This is a genomic window from Parvularcula bermudensis HTCC2503 (assembly GCF_000152825.2).
GTDB lineage: Bacteria > Pseudomonadota > Alphaproteobacteria > Caulobacterales > Parvularculaceae > Parvularcula > Parvularcula bermudensis.
The window spans coordinates 2,562,708-2,577,500 of record NC_014414.1 but is presented as its reverse complement, the minus strand read 5'-3'; the positions used below and the strand labels follow the sequence as shown (position 1 = coordinate 2,577,500).

The 14,793-nt window shown below is 60.9% G+C and carries 12 protein-coding genes, 1 tRNA gene and 2 rRNA genes (1 of these 15 cut by a window edge); 4 read left to right on the top strand and 11 right to left on the bottom strand.

Features of this window, described 5'->3' with window-relative positions; all coding sequences use genetic code 11:
- The 4 genes from PB2503_RS12080 to PB2503_RS12065 all read left to right on the top strand — a co-directional run.
- Positions 1 to 2,320: ribosomal RNA gene (locus tag PB2503_RS12080) — 23S ribosomal RNA — on the top strand (it extends 550 nt beyond the left edge of the window).
- A gap of 180 nt (positions 2,321 to 2,500) precedes the next feature.
- Positions 2,501 to 2,615 (top strand): 5S ribosomal RNA (gene rrf, locus PB2503_RS12075).
- Positions 2,616 to 2,715: 100 nt separating this feature from the next.
- Complete coding sequence (locus tag PB2503_RS12070; protein ID WP_013301539.1) at positions 2,716 to 4,323, top strand: hypothetical protein; 1,608 nt, start codon at positions 2,716 to 2,718, stop codon at positions 4,321 to 4,323.
- 63 nt (positions 4,324 to 4,386) lie between these two features.
- Positions 4,387 to 4,463: transfer RNA gene (locus tag PB2503_RS12065), tRNA-Met, on the top strand.
- Here the strand turns inward: PB2503_RS12065 and PB2503_RS15210 are convergent.
- The 11 genes from PB2503_RS15210 to PB2503_RS12000 form a co-directional block, all read right to left on the bottom strand.
- Positions 4,420 to 6,006 (bottom strand): recombinase family protein, encoded by a 1,587-nt coding sequence (locus PB2503_RS15210; protein ID WP_420798263.1) that lies wholly within the window; start codon positions 6,004 to 6,006, stop codon positions 4,420 to 4,422. The genes PB2503_RS12065 and PB2503_RS15210 overlap by 44 nt on opposite strands.
- 194 nt (positions 6,007 to 6,200) lie before the next feature.
- On the bottom strand, positions 6,201 to 6,512 hold the full coding sequence (locus tag PB2503_RS12045; protein ID WP_013301538.1) for a DUF736 domain-containing protein: 312 nt from the start codon (positions 6,510 to 6,512) through the stop codon (positions 6,201 to 6,203).
- Between the two features lie 2 nt (positions 6,513 to 6,514).
- Positions 6,515 to 6,751 carry a DUF2274 domain-containing protein gene (locus PB2503_RS12040; RefSeq protein WP_013301537.1) on the bottom strand — a complete coding sequence of 79 codons (237 nt, stop codon included), beginning with the start codon at positions 6,749 to 6,751 and terminating at the stop codon, positions 6,515 to 6,517.
- Positions 6,751 to 8,007 carry a TraB/TrbI/VirB10 family type IV secretion system protein gene (locus tag PB2503_RS12035; protein WP_013301536.1) on the bottom strand — a complete coding sequence of 419 codons (1,257 nt, stop codon included), beginning with the start codon at positions 8,005 to 8,007 and terminating at the stop codon, positions 6,751 to 6,753. Before PB2503_RS12035 ends, PB2503_RS12040 begins: the two co-directional genes overlap by 1 nt.
- Positions 8,004 to 9,011, bottom strand: a complete 1,008-nt coding sequence (gene trbG / locus PB2503_RS12030) for a P-type conjugative transfer protein TrbG (protein WP_013301535.1) — start codon at positions 9,009 to 9,011, stop codon at positions 8,004 to 8,006. Before trbG ends, PB2503_RS12035 begins: the two co-directional genes overlap by 4 nt.
- The gene (trbF, locus tag PB2503_RS12025; protein ID WP_041535681.1) at positions 9,008 to 9,706 is read right to left on the bottom strand and encodes a conjugal transfer protein TrbF; all 699 of its coding nucleotides are present in this window, start codon (positions 9,704 to 9,706) and stop codon (positions 9,008 to 9,010) included. The genes trbG and trbF overlap by 4 nt, the downstream gene beginning before the upstream one ends.
- Before the next feature lie 5 nt (positions 9,707 to 9,711).
- Entirely contained in the window at positions 9,712 to 11,031 is a 1,320-nt protein-coding gene (gene trbL / locus PB2503_RS12020) for a P-type conjugative transfer protein TrbL (protein WP_013301533.1), read from the bottom strand.
- A gap of 6 nt (positions 11,032 to 11,037) precedes the next feature.
- Entirely contained in the window at positions 11,038 to 11,751 is a 714-nt protein-coding gene (gene trbJ / locus PB2503_RS12015) for a P-type conjugative transfer protein TrbJ (protein ID WP_013301532.1), read from the bottom strand.
- 11 nt (positions 11,752 to 11,762) lie between these two features.
- The gene (gene trbE, locus PB2503_RS12010) at positions 11,763 to 14,201 is read right to left on the bottom strand and encodes a conjugal transfer protein TrbE (RefSeq protein WP_013301531.1); all 2,439 of its coding nucleotides are present in this window, start codon (positions 14,199 to 14,201) and stop codon (positions 11,763 to 11,765) included.
- Entirely contained in the window at positions 14,195 to 14,395 is a 201-nt protein-coding gene (locus PB2503_RS12005) for a VirB3 family type IV secretion system protein (protein ID WP_238525850.1), read from the bottom strand. The genes trbE and PB2503_RS12005 overlap by 7 nt, the downstream gene beginning before the upstream one ends.
- Before the next feature lie 53 nt (positions 14,396 to 14,448).
- Positions 14,449 to 14,781 (bottom strand): TrbC/VirB2 family type IV secretion system protein, encoded by a 333-nt coding sequence (locus tag PB2503_RS12000; RefSeq protein ID WP_013301529.1) that lies wholly within the window; start codon positions 14,779 to 14,781, stop codon positions 14,449 to 14,451.
- Positions 14,782 to 14,793 lie beyond the last annotated feature (12 nt).

The window sequence follows — 14,793 nt, the reverse complement described above, 5'->3', positions numbered from 1 at the left end:
AAACAGTACCTGAAACCGGATGCCTACAAGCAGTCGGAGCACCTTTTGGTGTGACGGCGTACCTTTTGTATAATGGGTCAGCGACTTAGTCTCTCGAGCAGCTTAAGCCGATAGGTGTAGGCACAGCGAAAGCGAGTCTTAATAGGGCGTTTGTTCGAGGGATTAGACCCGAAACCCGGTGATCTAGATATGAGCAGGCTGAAGGTGCGGTAACACGCACTGAAGGGCCGAACCCACACCTGTTGAAAAAGGTCGGGATGACTTGTGTCTAGGGGTGAAAGGCCAATCAAACCGGGAGATAGCTGGTTCTCCGCGAAATCTATTTAGGTAGAGCGTCATCTGAATACCCTCGGGGGTAGAGCACTGGATGGGCTATGGGGGCTTACCGCCTTACTGATCCTAACCAAACTCCGAATACCGAGGAGTACTGGGTGGCAGACACACGGCGAATGCTAACGTCCGTCGTGGAGAGGGAAACAACCCTGACCGGCAGCTAAGGTCCCCAAGTCATGGCTAAGTGGGAAAGGATGTAGGAATCCCAAAACAACCAGGAGGTTGGCTTAGAAGCAGCCATCCTTTAAAGAAAGCGTAACAGCTCACTGGTCTAATTAAGGGTTCCCGCGCCGAAAATGTAACGGGGCTCAAGCCATGCACCGAAGCTCCGGGCGTTTACGCGGTAGCGGAGCGTTCCGGGAACGAGACCACCCCTATTCTCGACAGTATTCCGTCTTAACCAGCCGGAGCCGTCGAGAATATTGTTCAGCATAGGGGTGATCTTTCAGTGAAGCCGGCCCGTGAGGGATCCGGTGGAGAGAACGGAAGTGAGAATGCTGACACGAGTAGCGACAGGAGTGTGAGAATCACTCCCGCCGAAAGTCCAAGGGTTCCTGCGTAAAGCTAATCTGCGCAGGGTTAGCCGGCCCCTAAGGCGAGGGCGAAAGCCGTAGTCGATGGGAACACTGTTAATATTCAGTGGCCAGTGGATGTGTGACGGATCTGAGAGCTCGTCGTCCTTATTGGATTGGGCGGCGTTGGTAAGGGTCCCTGGAAATAGCCTCCACATTAGACCGTACCCTAAACCGACACAGGTGGACTGGTAGAGCATACCAAGGCGCTTGAGAGAACTGCGTTGAAGGAACTCGGCAAATTACTCCCGTAAGTTCGCGAGAAGGGAGCCTCATCATGAAGATGAGGGGCACAGACCAGGGGGTGGCGACTGTTTACTAAAAACATAGGGCTCTGCGAAGTCGCAAGACGACGTATAGGGTCTGACGCCTGCCCGGTGCCGGAAGGTTAAGAGGAGGTGTGCAAGCACCGAATTGAAGCCCCGGTAAACGGCGGCCGTAACTATAACGGTCCTAAGGTAGCGAAATTCCTTGTCGGGTAAGTTCCGACCTGCACGAATGGCGTAACGACTTCCCCACTGTCTCCAACGCAGACTCAGCGAAACTGAATTCTCCGTGAAGATGCGGAGTACCCGCGGTCAGACGGAAAGACCCCGTGCACCTTTACTACAGCTTTGCACTGGCATTAGTGACACCATGTGTAGGATAGGCGGGAGGCTTTGAAATCCGGGCGCCAGCTCGGATGGAGCCGTTGGTGAAATACCGCCCTTGTTGTCATTGATGTCTAACCGCGGCCCGTTATCCGGGTCCGGGACCGTGCATGGTGGGTAGTTTGACTGGGGCGGTCGCCTCCTAAATTGTAACGGAGGCGCGCGAAGGTTGGCTCAGAGCGGTCGGAAATCGCTCGTTGAGTGCAATGGCATAAGCCAGCCTGACTGCGAGACTGACAAGTCGAGCAGAGTCGAAAGACGGCCATAGTGATCCGGTGGTCCCGTGTGGAAGGGCCATCGCTCAACGGATAAAAGGTACGCCGGGGATAACAGGCTGATGACGCCCAAGAGTCCATATCGACGGCGTTGTTTGGCACCTCGATGTCGGCTCATCGCATCCTGGGGCTGGAGCAGGTCCCAAGGGTTTGGCTGTTCGCCAATTAAAGCGGTACGTGAGCTGGGTTTAGAACGTCGTGAGACAGTTCGGTCCCTATCTGCCGTGGGAGTTGGAAACTTGAGAGGAGCTGTCCTTAGTACGAGAGGACCGGGATGGACGTACCTCTGGTGGACCTGTTGTGGCGCCAGCCGCATAGCAGGGTAGCTATGTACGGAACGGATAACCGCTGAAAGCATCTAAGCGGGAAGCCGCCCTCAATACCAGGTTTCCCTGAGAGCCGTGGAAGACCACCACGTTGATAGGCCAGATGTGGAAGCGCAGTGATGCGTGAAGCTGACTGGTACTAATTGCTCGATAGGCTTGATCGTTATGAACCCATGTGCGGCGAACGGCCCGTCATTATGACGGGACTCGCCACGATTGTTAGACATTCTCGTTTTATGGGCTTTGCTTTTGGCAAAGTCTGTAGAAAGCCGGGCGGCCGGCTGATATTTCCCCCCACCCTCGCCGCCGCCCGGTAAACTCTCGTATCTGAACGGCTTGGCCGGCCCGGTGATTATTGCGCGGGGCCCCCACCTGATCCCATCTCGAACTCAGCCGTTAAATCCCGCAGCGCCGATGGTACTTCGTCTCAAGGCGTGGGAGAGTAGGTCGTCGCCGGGCCTGCCAAGCCGTTCAGATCCCATTCTTTCTTTCCATCCTATTTTCACCTTCCTGCGCCATAGCGTCCTTTTACGGGACTCTAGAAGCGGCGGTGTCGGGGATGGCCCATTTTCCAGAACATCAGCCAGAACACCGGCCAGAACATCCGGTCGATCGCACGCCTAAGGGCGCGGCCGCGCCGAATGGCTGGTCGCCTCAAATCGATCATGGCTCGGGGCGGCGGATCGTCGGTCTTCTCACTCTCGTAGTGGTTATCGCTCTCAGCTGGTTTCATGCACATCCGGCCAATCCGAATACATCGGTTCGGTTGTTCACAGCCATTGCGCTGGTGGAGACCGGATCGCCCCATATCGACAGCTACGCCCATCTGACGATCGACAAAGCGGAGTATGAGGGCCACTATATTCTCGATAAGGCACCGGGAATCACGATTCTGGCGCTTCCGGCAGCAGCCATGGTGTCGTGGGTCAAAGGTTCCACAGCGGCGCAGATGATGCCTGATTGGGCTAATGGGCCTTTCCTCACCCATTTATGGCAAGTGCTGGCGGTGACTGTTTTTACAGTCATGATCCCCCTGACACTCGCGGGCAGCCTGGCGCTTTTTGCCGTGTGTCGTGATGCTTTTGGTGACCCGCGGGGGGCGGCCCTTGCCGCCATCGGCTTTGCCCTCGGGACTCCTGTCTGGGGCTGGACGGAATCGGCCTTTGGTCATGCGCCCGCTGCGGCGCTGCTCATACTGGGATTTGCCGCGGTCTATTTTGCGCTGCGGCCAGAGATGAGCCTGAGGCGACGATACCTCTTGGCCATAGGGGCCGGCCTCGCCTTCGCCGCCGGGTTTTCAATCGAACACACCTTCGCGCTGCCGGCACTGGCCATCGGCGGATATGCCGTGGTCGCCAGCCATCGTCAGCCATGGGGGCATCGTTTCGGCCTTGGCGCGATGGTCGTTGGGGCGGGCCTATTGGGTCTGTTGCCCCTCGGCCTTTATAATGCGACCACGTTTGGGACGCCCTTTGCCGTCGGGTACGGAAATGTTGTCGGCTTTGAGGGGATGGACCAGGGCTTTTTGGGCCTCACCTATCCCAAGGCTGGGGTCCTTGCGGCCATCACGATTGGTCCTGCGAAGGGGATCCTCTGGTATTCGCCATTGCTCTTGGTCGGGGCGGTCGGTCTTGCTCGACTTGTCATCCAGCCTGGCGCTCGGTCCCTCGCCCTCATCAGCCTCAGCGTGGCGGTCATCTATTGGCTGCTCAATGCCAGCTATTTTTATTGGGATGGCGGCGGCGGTGCCGGGGCGCGCCATATTGTGCCCGCATTCCCGTTCCTGATGATCGGCGTTGCAGCAGCTTTTACGCAATGCGCCCCTGGGGGCACGGGACGGTCGCTGATTCGCATGGCTTTCCTTTACAGTGTTGCCGTGGGGGCCGCGGTCGCCGCCATCAATCCCTTCGCCTCGGCGGCATTGTCTTTTCCCGTCTATGATTATTTCATCCCTCGCATGGCGCGGCTGATGGTCAATTCGCGACTGAGTGGGGCGACAGAAATGTCGAGTGCGGATAGTATCGGGCTCTTGCTTCTCACCCTTTCGGCAACGGGGCGGGCGTTGATATCCGCCCTCGATTGGGCGGGCCGCTGGCCATCGCCACGGGCGTCGAGGGGAGCCGCGCAGAGGGCGAGAAAAGTCGACACGGCGCTTGCATTCTCATAGGCACTTGCTTATGTCTCCCATCCCGCTGCTGAACGGCAGCGGATGATCTCAAATGATCAGTGATGCGGGATGGAGCAGTCCGGTAGCTCGTCAGGCTCATAACCTGAAGGTCGTAGGTTCAAATCCTACTCCCGCACCCATCATAAGAGTAGTTTGGCCGTCCTGAGAAATCAGGGCGGCCAAATCACCTTTTATAACAAGGTTGTAGCCGCTCTCATTTTTACGCGGCTCAAGGCAAATCCGCTGGATTGTCTTCCGCAAGATGGATCGGACCTCGTCGGCGTCCGGAGACGGGTCCGAAACCACTTCCACAAGTGAGCCAATCAGTTCGGCATAAAGCTCGCCCGCGTTCGGATGTACGCTCACAATGGGCTCACTGCCCATTGCCGCAAGTTTGGCCTCGTTCTCAACTTTTTCCGTTTCTAGGGCGACCAGCTTTTGCTTGAGGGCAGTGGTCGCAACTCCTTCGGCAATTGCATCAACAATCCGGTCGATGCGCCTGTCGGCTTCTGCGATAGCCTTCTCAAGCTGAAACCGCTCGCTGCCAGTCGCCCTTTGTTGACGAACGAGCTCTGCATGAAACTCGCGTGCAGCCGCTTTCTGCGCGTCTGGATGAAGCAGAGCTTTGTTCAGCCCTGCAAGTACGCGCTCTTCGAGCTCTTTGGCTGCAATGGTTCGATTATTCGAGCAGGTGCCCTTCTCGCGTCTTGTCGAGCACCCGTACCTGTTCTGAGAGACAATCGACATCGGGCCGCCGCACACACTGCATTCGAGGAGTCCCGACAAGAGCCGTGTCGGCCGCTTCGCTCCACCACGTTTGCGGGAGTGCTTTTGCTGGCGAAGCTTCACAGCCTGCCAGAGTTCATCATCAACGATCCGAAGGTCCGGCACCTCATTGATGACCCATTCGCTTTCGGGATTAGCCCGCATGCGCTTCTTGCCGGAGAAAGGATCCGTCACCTTGTGCCTGCGGTTCCATATGCGTCGGCCGATATAGAGTTCGTTGTTCAGGATGCCGTTGCCGGCATGGACTTGTCCGTTGATCGTTGAGGCGCGCCAGTCCGAACCGCGCGGCGCTGCGACACCTTCCTTGTTCAACATAGCCGCGATGCTTCTCGGAGACGTTCCTTCCACGAACAGCCGCATGATCCGTCTGACAGTCTCAGCTTCATCTTCGTTGATGGTCAGGATGCCATTCTGCTCACCCGGTACGATGTCGTAACCGTAGCAATGTCCTCCGGCCGATCTGCCTGAATTCACAACTCCCGTCTGGCCTCGGCGCGTCTTCTTCGCGAGATCGCGTAGGAACATCTCATTCATCACGCCCTTGAAGCCGACGTGCATGGAGTCGACTTCGCCTTCGGAAAGCGTGACGATCGACACGCCGTGAAAGGCGAGAATCTTGTAGATCGTTGCTGTGTCAGCCTGGTCGCGGGAGATGCGGTCGAGGGCCTCGGCGACAACCACATTGAATTGACCGTTCGCAGCTCCCCTTATCAGTTCCTGTATGCCGGGGCGCGTAACCATCGCGCCGCCCGAGATTGCGCGGTCTGAATAGACGACAGTTTCGGTCCAGGATTTCTGTTCAAGGTGTTGTCGGCAAAGAGCAATCTGGTCTTCGATTGAACGAATAGACTGAAGGTCCGACGAATAGCGGGCGTAGATGGCGGCTTTTAGGGTCATGACCCTTTCCGATATGCCAACCTCGCATGATATCGCGCAAGCGCTTCGGCGAGCTCAATCGCCCAGGTTGGGGCTATTTCCCCAGAAAATTCGTCCTCGGGAGGCTCAGTTTGTGTCGCGATCGCCTTTGGAAGGCGACCGCGAGGCACAAGTTTGGGGTATTTGCGGTTCACGGTCCGAAAAGCAAAAGCTGACTAGTTCAGCTTCTGCCGGTTCCAGACGAGCACGCCGCTGCCATCCTCTTCCTTCTCGAAGAAGGCGGCCCGCAGCGGTTTCTCGAAGCCGGGATCATCGAGCTTGACGGCCAGGTATGGTGTCTCGCCATCCTTGCTTTCCTCGCGCCAGGCTGCGCCGAGCTCTGCTCCGCCGGCAAAGATCCGGTAGTCTGGTCCGCCTTCGGCCTTCTCGGTCACCGGGACCATCTGGGCTTTCACATTGATTGTCATGGTCCGGATCGTCCCGGTCCATTTGCCATCCTTCTGGCTGAAGGTGCCGATTGTCGCCATTGCTATTCTCCTTTGCTGGCTCTGGCATGAAGGGCCTTGCGGGCCCGCTTGAACCCGGCATCCGAGCTGAGGAACATGTCCAGCATGGCAGGCACCAGGGTTTCGGGTTTCTCTTCCGCGCCATAGGTTTCGGCATAGATCGCCGCATAGTCGGTGAGCGCGGAAGCAAGATCGGGATCGACCGACACGGTAAGCTTCACCGGAGTCCGGTCCGGGAGTTGTCCGATGCGGAGGCTCATCACCGGCCTCCCTCAGAATAAGGCCGCAGCACAAGATCGCGTGTTACGATCACCCGCACTGGCCAGCCCGGCCGTATACGGATCGTTGGCTGAATGCCGAGATTGCGGTCGACGACACGCTGACCGGCTTCGGAGACACTGTCCCCGAATCCACGCCGGATCGCGCGCTCGACATCGCCCTCGTCCGAGCCAAGCTCGGAGCCGATGCCGAGGAGCGTGGCGAGCCCCGCGGCCGCAAAGACGCGGTCCCAGTGATGGTCGGTTCGGTCGGAAACACCGGCGTAGCCCTGCGCATCCGAAGCAGGTTCAGATATTTGCAGCGAACTGCCATCCGGCAGGATGATCCGGTCCCAGATCAGGAGCGCGCGCTCCTGGCCGAACGATATTTCCGACTGGTAGCGCCCGATCAGGCGCGCGCCTTGCGGGATGAGCAGATGCGTGCCACTGACCGTGTCATAGACGGGCTGGGTCACCTGCGCGATTACATTGCCCGGCAGGTCAGAATTCAGCCCGGTGACGAGCGAGGCCGGGATCAGCGTGCCCGCCATCACCTGATAGGGCGAGACCGGGGTCTCGACATCATGGGGGTTGTAGATGTCGCCATCCCGCGTCTCTGCGGCGAACGCGATCTTCTCTGCCTGGAGGTTCTGATCCGGCGAGCCTGCAAAGCCCGGCGCGCCTGCGCCCTGGGCCGCGAGTGCCAGCAGTTCCGAGCCGAGACTGTTCGGCAGGCCGCCTGGTGCAGACACCGACCCAGTTAGCGACTGCCGGTTGCCGACATCGAAGAAGACGCCCGCCTTGCCAGCTGCATCGGCGAGTTTTGCATCCGCCAACCTCTGCGCACGAATGGCTTCATCCTCGGCAGAGGGCCGGAAGTCATCCGAGGGCGCCACATTCCAATCGGGTTCGAGTCCCCATTCTTCCTCTTCAGCCACGACTGTGCCGCCAAGGTCGCCTGCCATGGGTGCGCCGAGCTTCGGCGTGTCACCAGCCGGTTGCCAATTGAGGTAGGAGTTTGGCAGGTCTGCCAGCCCATCCGGAGCGCGCTTGGTCGCCGTATTGTAAAGCTCCTGCCGGTCCGCCGGATCGACGGCCTTGGGTGGATCAAGCGCGATGGATGCGGCGGCAAACAGGCCCAGCACGCCAAGACAGGCACCCGCCATCAGAACCTTTCGGTTGATCCGTGTGACCGGCCGCGGCCGCGCGCGCAGTTTCAGCTCATCGGCCTGTTTCGGGAAGGGGGCCGGCTCGCTCATCCCTCTGCTCCGAACAGGCTCGCAAGACCGGAGCGCTGCACGCGCTTGCGGATCCGCACCACGGTCTGATCCTTCTCGCCGATCCGCAGTTCGGCGGCGCGGAAGAGATGGTCGACGATGTAGTAATTGCCACGCAGGCGATAATTGACGAGTTCGGCATCACCTGAGGCACCAAGGATGAAGAGCGGCGGGGCATCCATGGTGGCAAGTCCGGCCGGCATCTGGATAAAGACCTGCCGTCCATCGTCGAAGACGCGCACAGGCCGCCAGGCCGGCTTGTCGCCTTCAATGACATAATCGAAGTCGAGCCGGTCAACGGCGACACCGGACGCAATGGACGCGTCCTCGCGAACGGACGCAATCTTGTTGCGGGAGACCAATTCAGCGAGTTCGTCCGCCGGATAGCGCCAGGAGAGGGCCGCCATATAGGTGCCATCTACGCTTTCCAGTTCAAGATGATAGGTCCGCCGGTCGGTCGCGATCATCAGATTGGTCGAAAGACCTGCCGCGATCGGTTTGACGAGCACGTGCGCGCGGGCCGCGCCGCCGGAACCGGAGGACGTATCCCCGACAATCCAGCGGACCGTGTCTCCCGCCGACACCGAGACCAGCGTCTCGCCCGGCTGCAGCGCAATGTCCGAGACCTGGCCCGGCGCGGCATAGAGCCGGTAGAGTGCGCCTTCTGTATAGGGATAGACCTGGATCGCGTTCACATAGCCATCGACAGAAGGTTCGATCCGGGCCTCGGTCGTGCCCTTGCGGATCGTCTCTGTCGGAGACGTATAAACCCGCGTCACGGTCCGCTTCGTGCCGTCGACCGGTTTCATCTGGCCGGGGAGCGCCAGCACGGTCGGCGTCTCGACAATCTCGACAGGCCGCTCTGGCACCTCATCAACGAACGCCGCTTCGACAAACGCAGTATCTTCGAGGACAGGTTCCGGCGGAACGCTCGCGCAGGCCGTGGTCAGGGCAAGGGCGGATACAAGGATCATTGTACGGATCATTGGTTGTCTCCTGTGACAAGGTCTTCGCCCCAATTGAGGCTGTGGATGTAGAGGCCGAGAGGATTGGCGCGGAGCGTTTCGGCATCGCGCGGCGGAGAGTTCACAAGGGTGAACAGCCCCGTGAACCGTTTGACCCCAGTGAGCGCGCCGTTCTCATAGGTCTTCTCAAGCCAGCGGGCCTGGAAGGACTCGTCCGAGACCCGCACCACGCTCACCACATCAACGCTGCGCGAGCGCCGGCCGATTTCGGCGAAAGGGTCATTGTCGCGGGCGTAATCGCTGAGCGTGATCGCCGCCTTGTCGGTGACATAGTCATAGGCGGCGAGCCAGTTCTGCCGGACGATGACCGGATCAATCGACAGGCTCCGGATATCGGAAATGAAGTTTGCCAAATGATGCGCGATCTGTGCGTCTGTCGGCTCATATTTCGCAAGCGCTGGCCCGACCGCCTTCACAGCGCCGGTATCATCCACCTCGACCACATAGGGGGTGACGGTCGATTGCAGGCTGCGCCAGACAAGAGCAGCAGAGGAGGCCGCTAGAAGCCCCAGCAATCCCAGCGCCATCAGCCGCCAGTTCTTGGCCTGGACGCGGGCCGAACCGATCCGTTCGTCCCAGACCTGGCCCGCCTTCTGATAGGGCGTTTCGGGATGCGGGCTTTGCCCGTAATGGGTGGAGGTGCGCCGGAAGGCCATGCTCATCAGTCCTCTTCGTTTCGGAGTTTCGGATTGTCGCCCGCCATGCCGCGATCACCGTCCTTCAGGGCATGGACCGTAATCGCGCCGGCATGTTGCAGGCGTTGTTCAGTGCGAAGGCGCCGTGCCCAGGCGGGGCTGGCGGAGCCGGCAGACGGCGCATCGCCGGGCACCGCCGCCATGGTCCCGCCGGTCGCGGCAAAGGCCGCTTCGCTTCCACGCCGATAAGCATTACCGACAGAGGCGAAGGGCCGTCCGGCCATCCGGCGGAGCGTATCGCCGCCGGCCTGCGCAACACCGGCCATACCCGCTGTCGCGCCGCGCCATCCAGAATGACCGGACGCCATGCGGCCGAGGTCATAAGAAGTGCGGGCACCGCCCGACATGGATGCCCCGGCCTTTACGGCGCCGGACACGCCGCCCATCGCTGCGCGGCCTGCCGCGACAGTTCCCGTCGTCGCCAGCACAGCGCCTGCGCCAACGGCAGCCGTCGTGCCGACTACGGACCCCGCGCCGAGTTGCGGGGCGCCGGTCACAAGGCCGGAGGCGATACCGGGCGCAAAGACACCCATCCAGAGGAAGACGATTGCGGCGAGCACCGTGCCCATCACTTCAGCCAGCGTCACATCGCCCGGCCCGCCAAAGGCCTCCGTGATAGACGTGAACAGCGTCGAGCCAATGCCGATCACGATAGCGAGCACCATCAGCTTGATGCCGGATGTGACGACATTGCCCAGCACGCGTTCGGCGAGGAATGACGTCTTGTTCCAGAGCGCGAAGGGCACGAGCACGAAGCCCGCCAGCGTCGTCAGCTTGAACTCGAGGATGGCAACGAAGAGCTGGACGGCCAGAACGAAGAAGGCGACGAGAATGATCGCCCAGGCAATCAGCATGACCGCGATCAGAATAAAATTATGGAAGAAGCGGATCGGCCCCAGCATGTCGCCGATCTCTTGCAGAAGCGGCTGCGCCGCCTCGAACCCGACCCCTGCGATATAGCCGGGCCGCATCAAATCCTCAGCCGTCAGCGTCGAGGAGCCGGCCTTCACACCGAGATCGGCAAAGCTCGCAAAGAGGATGTTCGCCAGGATGGAGAAATTGCCAAGGATGAAGGCGAAGAAGCCGACATAGAGCACCTTCTTCAGGAGCCCCGATATCACATCGGCATTCTGCGAGAGGGCCCAGAAAAGCCCGGCCAGCGTGATGTCGATCACGATCAGCGTGGTTGTCAGGTAAGCGACATCGCCCGCAAGCAGGCCGAAGCCTGAATCCACATAGGCAATGAAGGTCTCCAGGAACCGGTCGATGACGCCCATCTCTTCCATGGCGGTCTAGTTCCCGAGGAAGCTTTGGAGGCGCGCGCGGCCGCGCTCGGCTTCTTCCAGCTCGCGCGCCCGGTCGAGGGCCTCGGCGCGGTAATGGGCGGCCATCATGGCTTCCATCTGCATCAGCTGCTGTGCCGACATGGCATCGATCTGGTTGCCAGCCTGCAGGACCTGGAGATTACCGACGGCGGTCTGGCTCTCTTCGACAAGACCAGTCAGCGCCTCGGCATCGCGTTCATTGTCGCGAACCGTCTCGGCGACCATAAGCAGCGTGTGCTTGTGCGCCGAGCGGGATTGCTGCCAGCGCACCCGCGCATCCTCGACCAGCACAGCATTGGCAGGCGGCGTCTCGCCATAGGTTTCGGGATAGAGGTCCTCGTATTCGCGTTCGACCTCCTCGACGCCGTAGCCGATACCGTCGGCTTCGCGCATCAACTCTTCAATTCTACGGATGCGGTCAGCAATAATGCCGCGCGCGACCTCAACAGGAAGCGTTTCCAGGTCGCGCGCCATCTTCTCGATCATGTCGATTTCATGGGTGAGCTGGCGGATCTGGTTGTCGATCTGCTGCAGGGCGCGCACCGCCTGGAGGATGTTCTCGGCATGATTGGTCGGGTCGTAGACAATGCCGCCGCCGAACAACTGCGCGGAGGCAGGCGGCGCAATAAGGCCCGATAGCGGAATGGCGGCTAGGGCGACAGAGGAGAGAAGGGCTTTCATGGTTGGGGCTCCTATTCAGCGGCGATTTGGGGGAGGGGTGCATCGGGTTGTCCGGCCAGCAGGTCGGCTGCCCAGCCGAGCTGTTTCAACTCCAGCCAGCCACGGGCGAAGCCCGTTTCCGCGTCGGCTTCCAGAAGCCCATCCATGAGCTTCTGGTCGGCGGGGGAAGCGGCGCCGCAAAAGGCAAGGGCGACATCGCCAACGCCAAGCTCGAAGAGCCGACAGCCGTGGGGCGAGGTATAGTAATAGTCCCGCTTCGGGATTGCCTTGGCGAGAATGTCGATTTGGCGATCGTTCAGTCCGAACCGGCGATAGATGGCCTGGGCAGTGGGTTCGAGCGCACGCTCATTCGGCAGGAAGATCCTTGTCGGGCAGGATTCGATCAGGGCGGGCGCAATGGACGCCCCTTCAATGTCGGCAAGCGACTGGGTCGCAAACACGACGGCGACGTTCTTTTTCCGAAGCGTCTTAAGCCAGTCGCGGAGGCGCGCTGCGAACACCGGATGATCAAGGAACAGCCAGGCTTCATCGAGAATGAGCAGGGTCGGGCGGCCATAGAACCGGTCTTCCAGCCTGTGGAAGAGATAGGTGATGACCGGCGCGACCGCAGATGGCGTCTGCATCAGCTCGTCCATCTCGAAACAGGCAACCGCAGAAAGGTCGAGGGCTTCCGCATCGCTGTCGAGTAGGTGCCCATAGGCCCCTTCCAGCGTGTACGGATGGAGCGCCGCTTTCAGCTTATCCGATTGCAGAATGAGGCTGAGCCCGGTCAGTGTGCGCTCTGCGACTGGTGCTGACGACAGCGATCGCACCGCGTCCCACAAGACGGACTTCAGGTCCGGCGTAACGGTCACGCCCTCGGCTTCGATCAGCCCGAGCAGCCAGTCTGCGGCAAAGCTTGCGCCGCGGTCGGTGTCGATATCCCGAAGCGGTTGCAATGCCGGACGCTCATCGCCCGCCAGCGGCAGCCAGGTGCCTTCCATGGCGAGCGTCACCGCCCGCGCGGATCGTCCCTTGTCGAAGAGGAACACCTGCGCATCGCTATAGCGCTGCCATTGCGCCGCCAGCAGCGACAGGAGTACCGATTTGCCGGAGCCTGTCGGCCCAATGATCAGCGTATGGCCGACATCGCCGACATGCATGTTAAGCCGGAACGGCGTCGTGCCTTCGGTCTGCGCTTCGATTAGCGCGCGATCGGACAGATGATCGTTCCAGGCATCGCCCGCCCAGACCGAAGATATCGGAACAAGATGGGCAAGGTTCAGCGTATGCAGGATCGGCTGGCGGACATTGGCATAGACATGTCCCGGCAGGGAGCCAAGCCAGGCTTCGACGGCGTTCAGCGTCTCGCGGATCGTCGTGAACCCGCGCCCATTGATCACGCGTTCGACGGCGCGGGTGCGCTCCTCGACTTCCTCACGCGAGGACCCCATTAAGGTCAGCGTGGTGGTGACATAGCCATAGGAGACAAGATCAGAGCCAAGCTCCTGCAACGCCGCATCGGCATCGGCCGCCTTGTTGTCGGCATCATTGTCGAGAAGCGCGGCTTGTTCGTTGAAAAGCGTCTCTCGAAGGACGGCTCCAACGGATTTGCGCTTGGCGAACCAGTGCCGGCGCTTCTTGGCGAGGAGCTTTTCGGCCTCGGCCTTGTCCATCGCGATATAGCGCGTCGTCCAGCGATAGGAGAAGCCAAGCCGGTTCAGCTCATCCAGCATGCCGGGCAGGGTCGAGGCCGGAAAGCCAAGCAGGGTCAGCGTCGCTAGATGCGCCTCGCCAATCCGCGGCTCGAGCCCGCCCGCAAAACTCTCATCGGCCAGCACCGCATCGAGAAAGACCGGCAGTTCCGGAACCGACACGGCATGCCGCTTCGACGAGATGCAAGCATGAAGGTAGGTGAGGGTCTCTTCATCCGAGAGCGGATGGATCTCGTCCAATGCAGTCGACAGCAAATCGAGTGTCTGCGCCGCGCGTGTCTGGAAGTGCTCCAGCCGCTGGCGCCAGTCCTCGCCGTCACGCTTTTCGGGCCGCTCGATCAGGGCCTTTTCGGCCTGCCCCGTCGCATCGGCGGGCGGCAGCCAGAGTAGTGTGAGGTAATAGGCGCTCTCGAAGCGGGCGCCGGTCTCCTCGGCGGCTGCGCGGCGTTCCTGCTCGATCAGCCAGGCGGCAGCGCATGCAAACTCACTCTCTTCCAGCGAGACCGCTTCCGCCCGCACCGCTTCGAAGAAGAGCGCCCAGCCGGACCCGAACCGGCGGAGCACATTATTGACCCGAGCGGTGACCGCAACGAGTTCGGCTTCCGTCGAGCTTTCAAGGTCGGGGCCCCTATAGCGGAAGCTGGTCTGGAAGGCGCCGTCCTTGTTGAGGACGACGCCCGGCGCGACCAGGCACGCCCAGGGGAGGAAATCGGCAAGACTGGCCTGCCGGGTCGCGTATTCAGAGAGGTTCAGCATGAAAGGTGTTCCTTATGGCGGGCCGACCGGATTGCGACGGCCAGGAAGTCCGGGTCGGACCGGGCCATGAGGACAGCGAGCGAGTGCCCCGCCACCCAGACGACGAGGCCCGGTATCCAGAGCCGGAGGCCGAGGGCCAAAGCTGCTGCAATCGTCCCGATGGCAATGGCGGCCGAGCGCGGCGCGCCCGCCATCAGGATGGGCTCGGCAAGCGAGCGGTGGAGGGGGATCTCGTAGCCGTCCAGCACTAGAGCACCGCGCCGCCGCCGAAGGAGAAGAAGGTCAGGAAGAAGCTGGTCGCCGCAAAGGCGATCGACAGGCCGAACACGATCTGGATCAGCTTGCGGAACCCGCCGGACGTCTCCCCGAAGGCGAGTGTCAGGCCGGTGAGCGTGATGATGATCACCGCCACGATCCGGGCGACAGGGCCTTCGATGGATTGCAGGATCTGGTCGAGCGGGCCTTCCCAGGGCATGCCGGTGCCGGCGGCATGGGCCGGCAGTGACAGCACGCTCACCGAGGTCAGCAGCACGCCGGCCTGAAGCGACCGGTTGAGGGCCTTGATCTGGTCGTAGAACATGCGTCGGTCTCC

Coding starts and splice junctions, on each gene's coding strand:
- PB2503_RS12070 (WP_013301539.1), top strand. CDS start 2,716: ATGGCCCATTTTCCAGAACATCAGCCAGAACACCGGCCAGAACATCCG.
- PB2503_RS15210 (WP_420798263.1), bottom strand. CDS start 6,006: ATGACCCTAAAAGCCGCCATCTACGCCCGCTATTCGTCGGACCTTCAG.
- PB2503_RS12045 (WP_013301538.1), bottom strand. CDS start 6,512: ATGGCGACAATCGGCACCTTCAGCCAGAAGGATGGCAAATGGACCGGG.
- PB2503_RS12040 (WP_013301537.1), bottom strand. CDS start 6,751: ATGAGCCTCCGCATCGGACAACTCCCGGACCGGACTCCGGTGAAGCTT.
- PB2503_RS12035 (WP_013301536.1), bottom strand. CDS start 8,007: ATGAGCGAGCCGGCCCCCTTCCCGAAACAGGCCGATGAGCTGAAACTG.
- trbG (WP_013301535.1), bottom strand. CDS start 9,011: ATGATCCGTACAATGATCCTTGTATCCGCCCTTGCCCTGACCACGGCC.
- trbF (WP_041535681.1), bottom strand. CDS start 9,706: ATGGCCTTCCGGCGCACCTCCACCCATTACGGGCAAAGCCCGCATCCC.
- trbL (WP_013301533.1), bottom strand. CDS start 11,031: ATGGAAGAGATGGGCGTCATCGACCGGTTCCTGGAGACCTTCATTGCC.
- trbJ (WP_013301532.1), bottom strand. CDS start 11,751: ATGAAAGCCCTTCTCTCCTCTGTCGCCCTAGCCGCCATTCCGCTATCG.
- trbE (WP_013301531.1), bottom strand. CDS start 14,201: ATGCTGAACCTCTCTGAATACGCGACCCGGCAGGCCAGTCTTGCCGAT.
- PB2503_RS12005 (WP_238525850.1), bottom strand. CDS start 14,395: ATGGCGGGCGCGCCGCGCTCGGCCGCCATTGCCATCGGGACGATTGCA.
- PB2503_RS12000 (WP_013301529.1), bottom strand. CDS start 14,781: ATGTTCTACGACCAGATCAAGGCCCTCAACCGGTCGCTTCAGGCCGGC.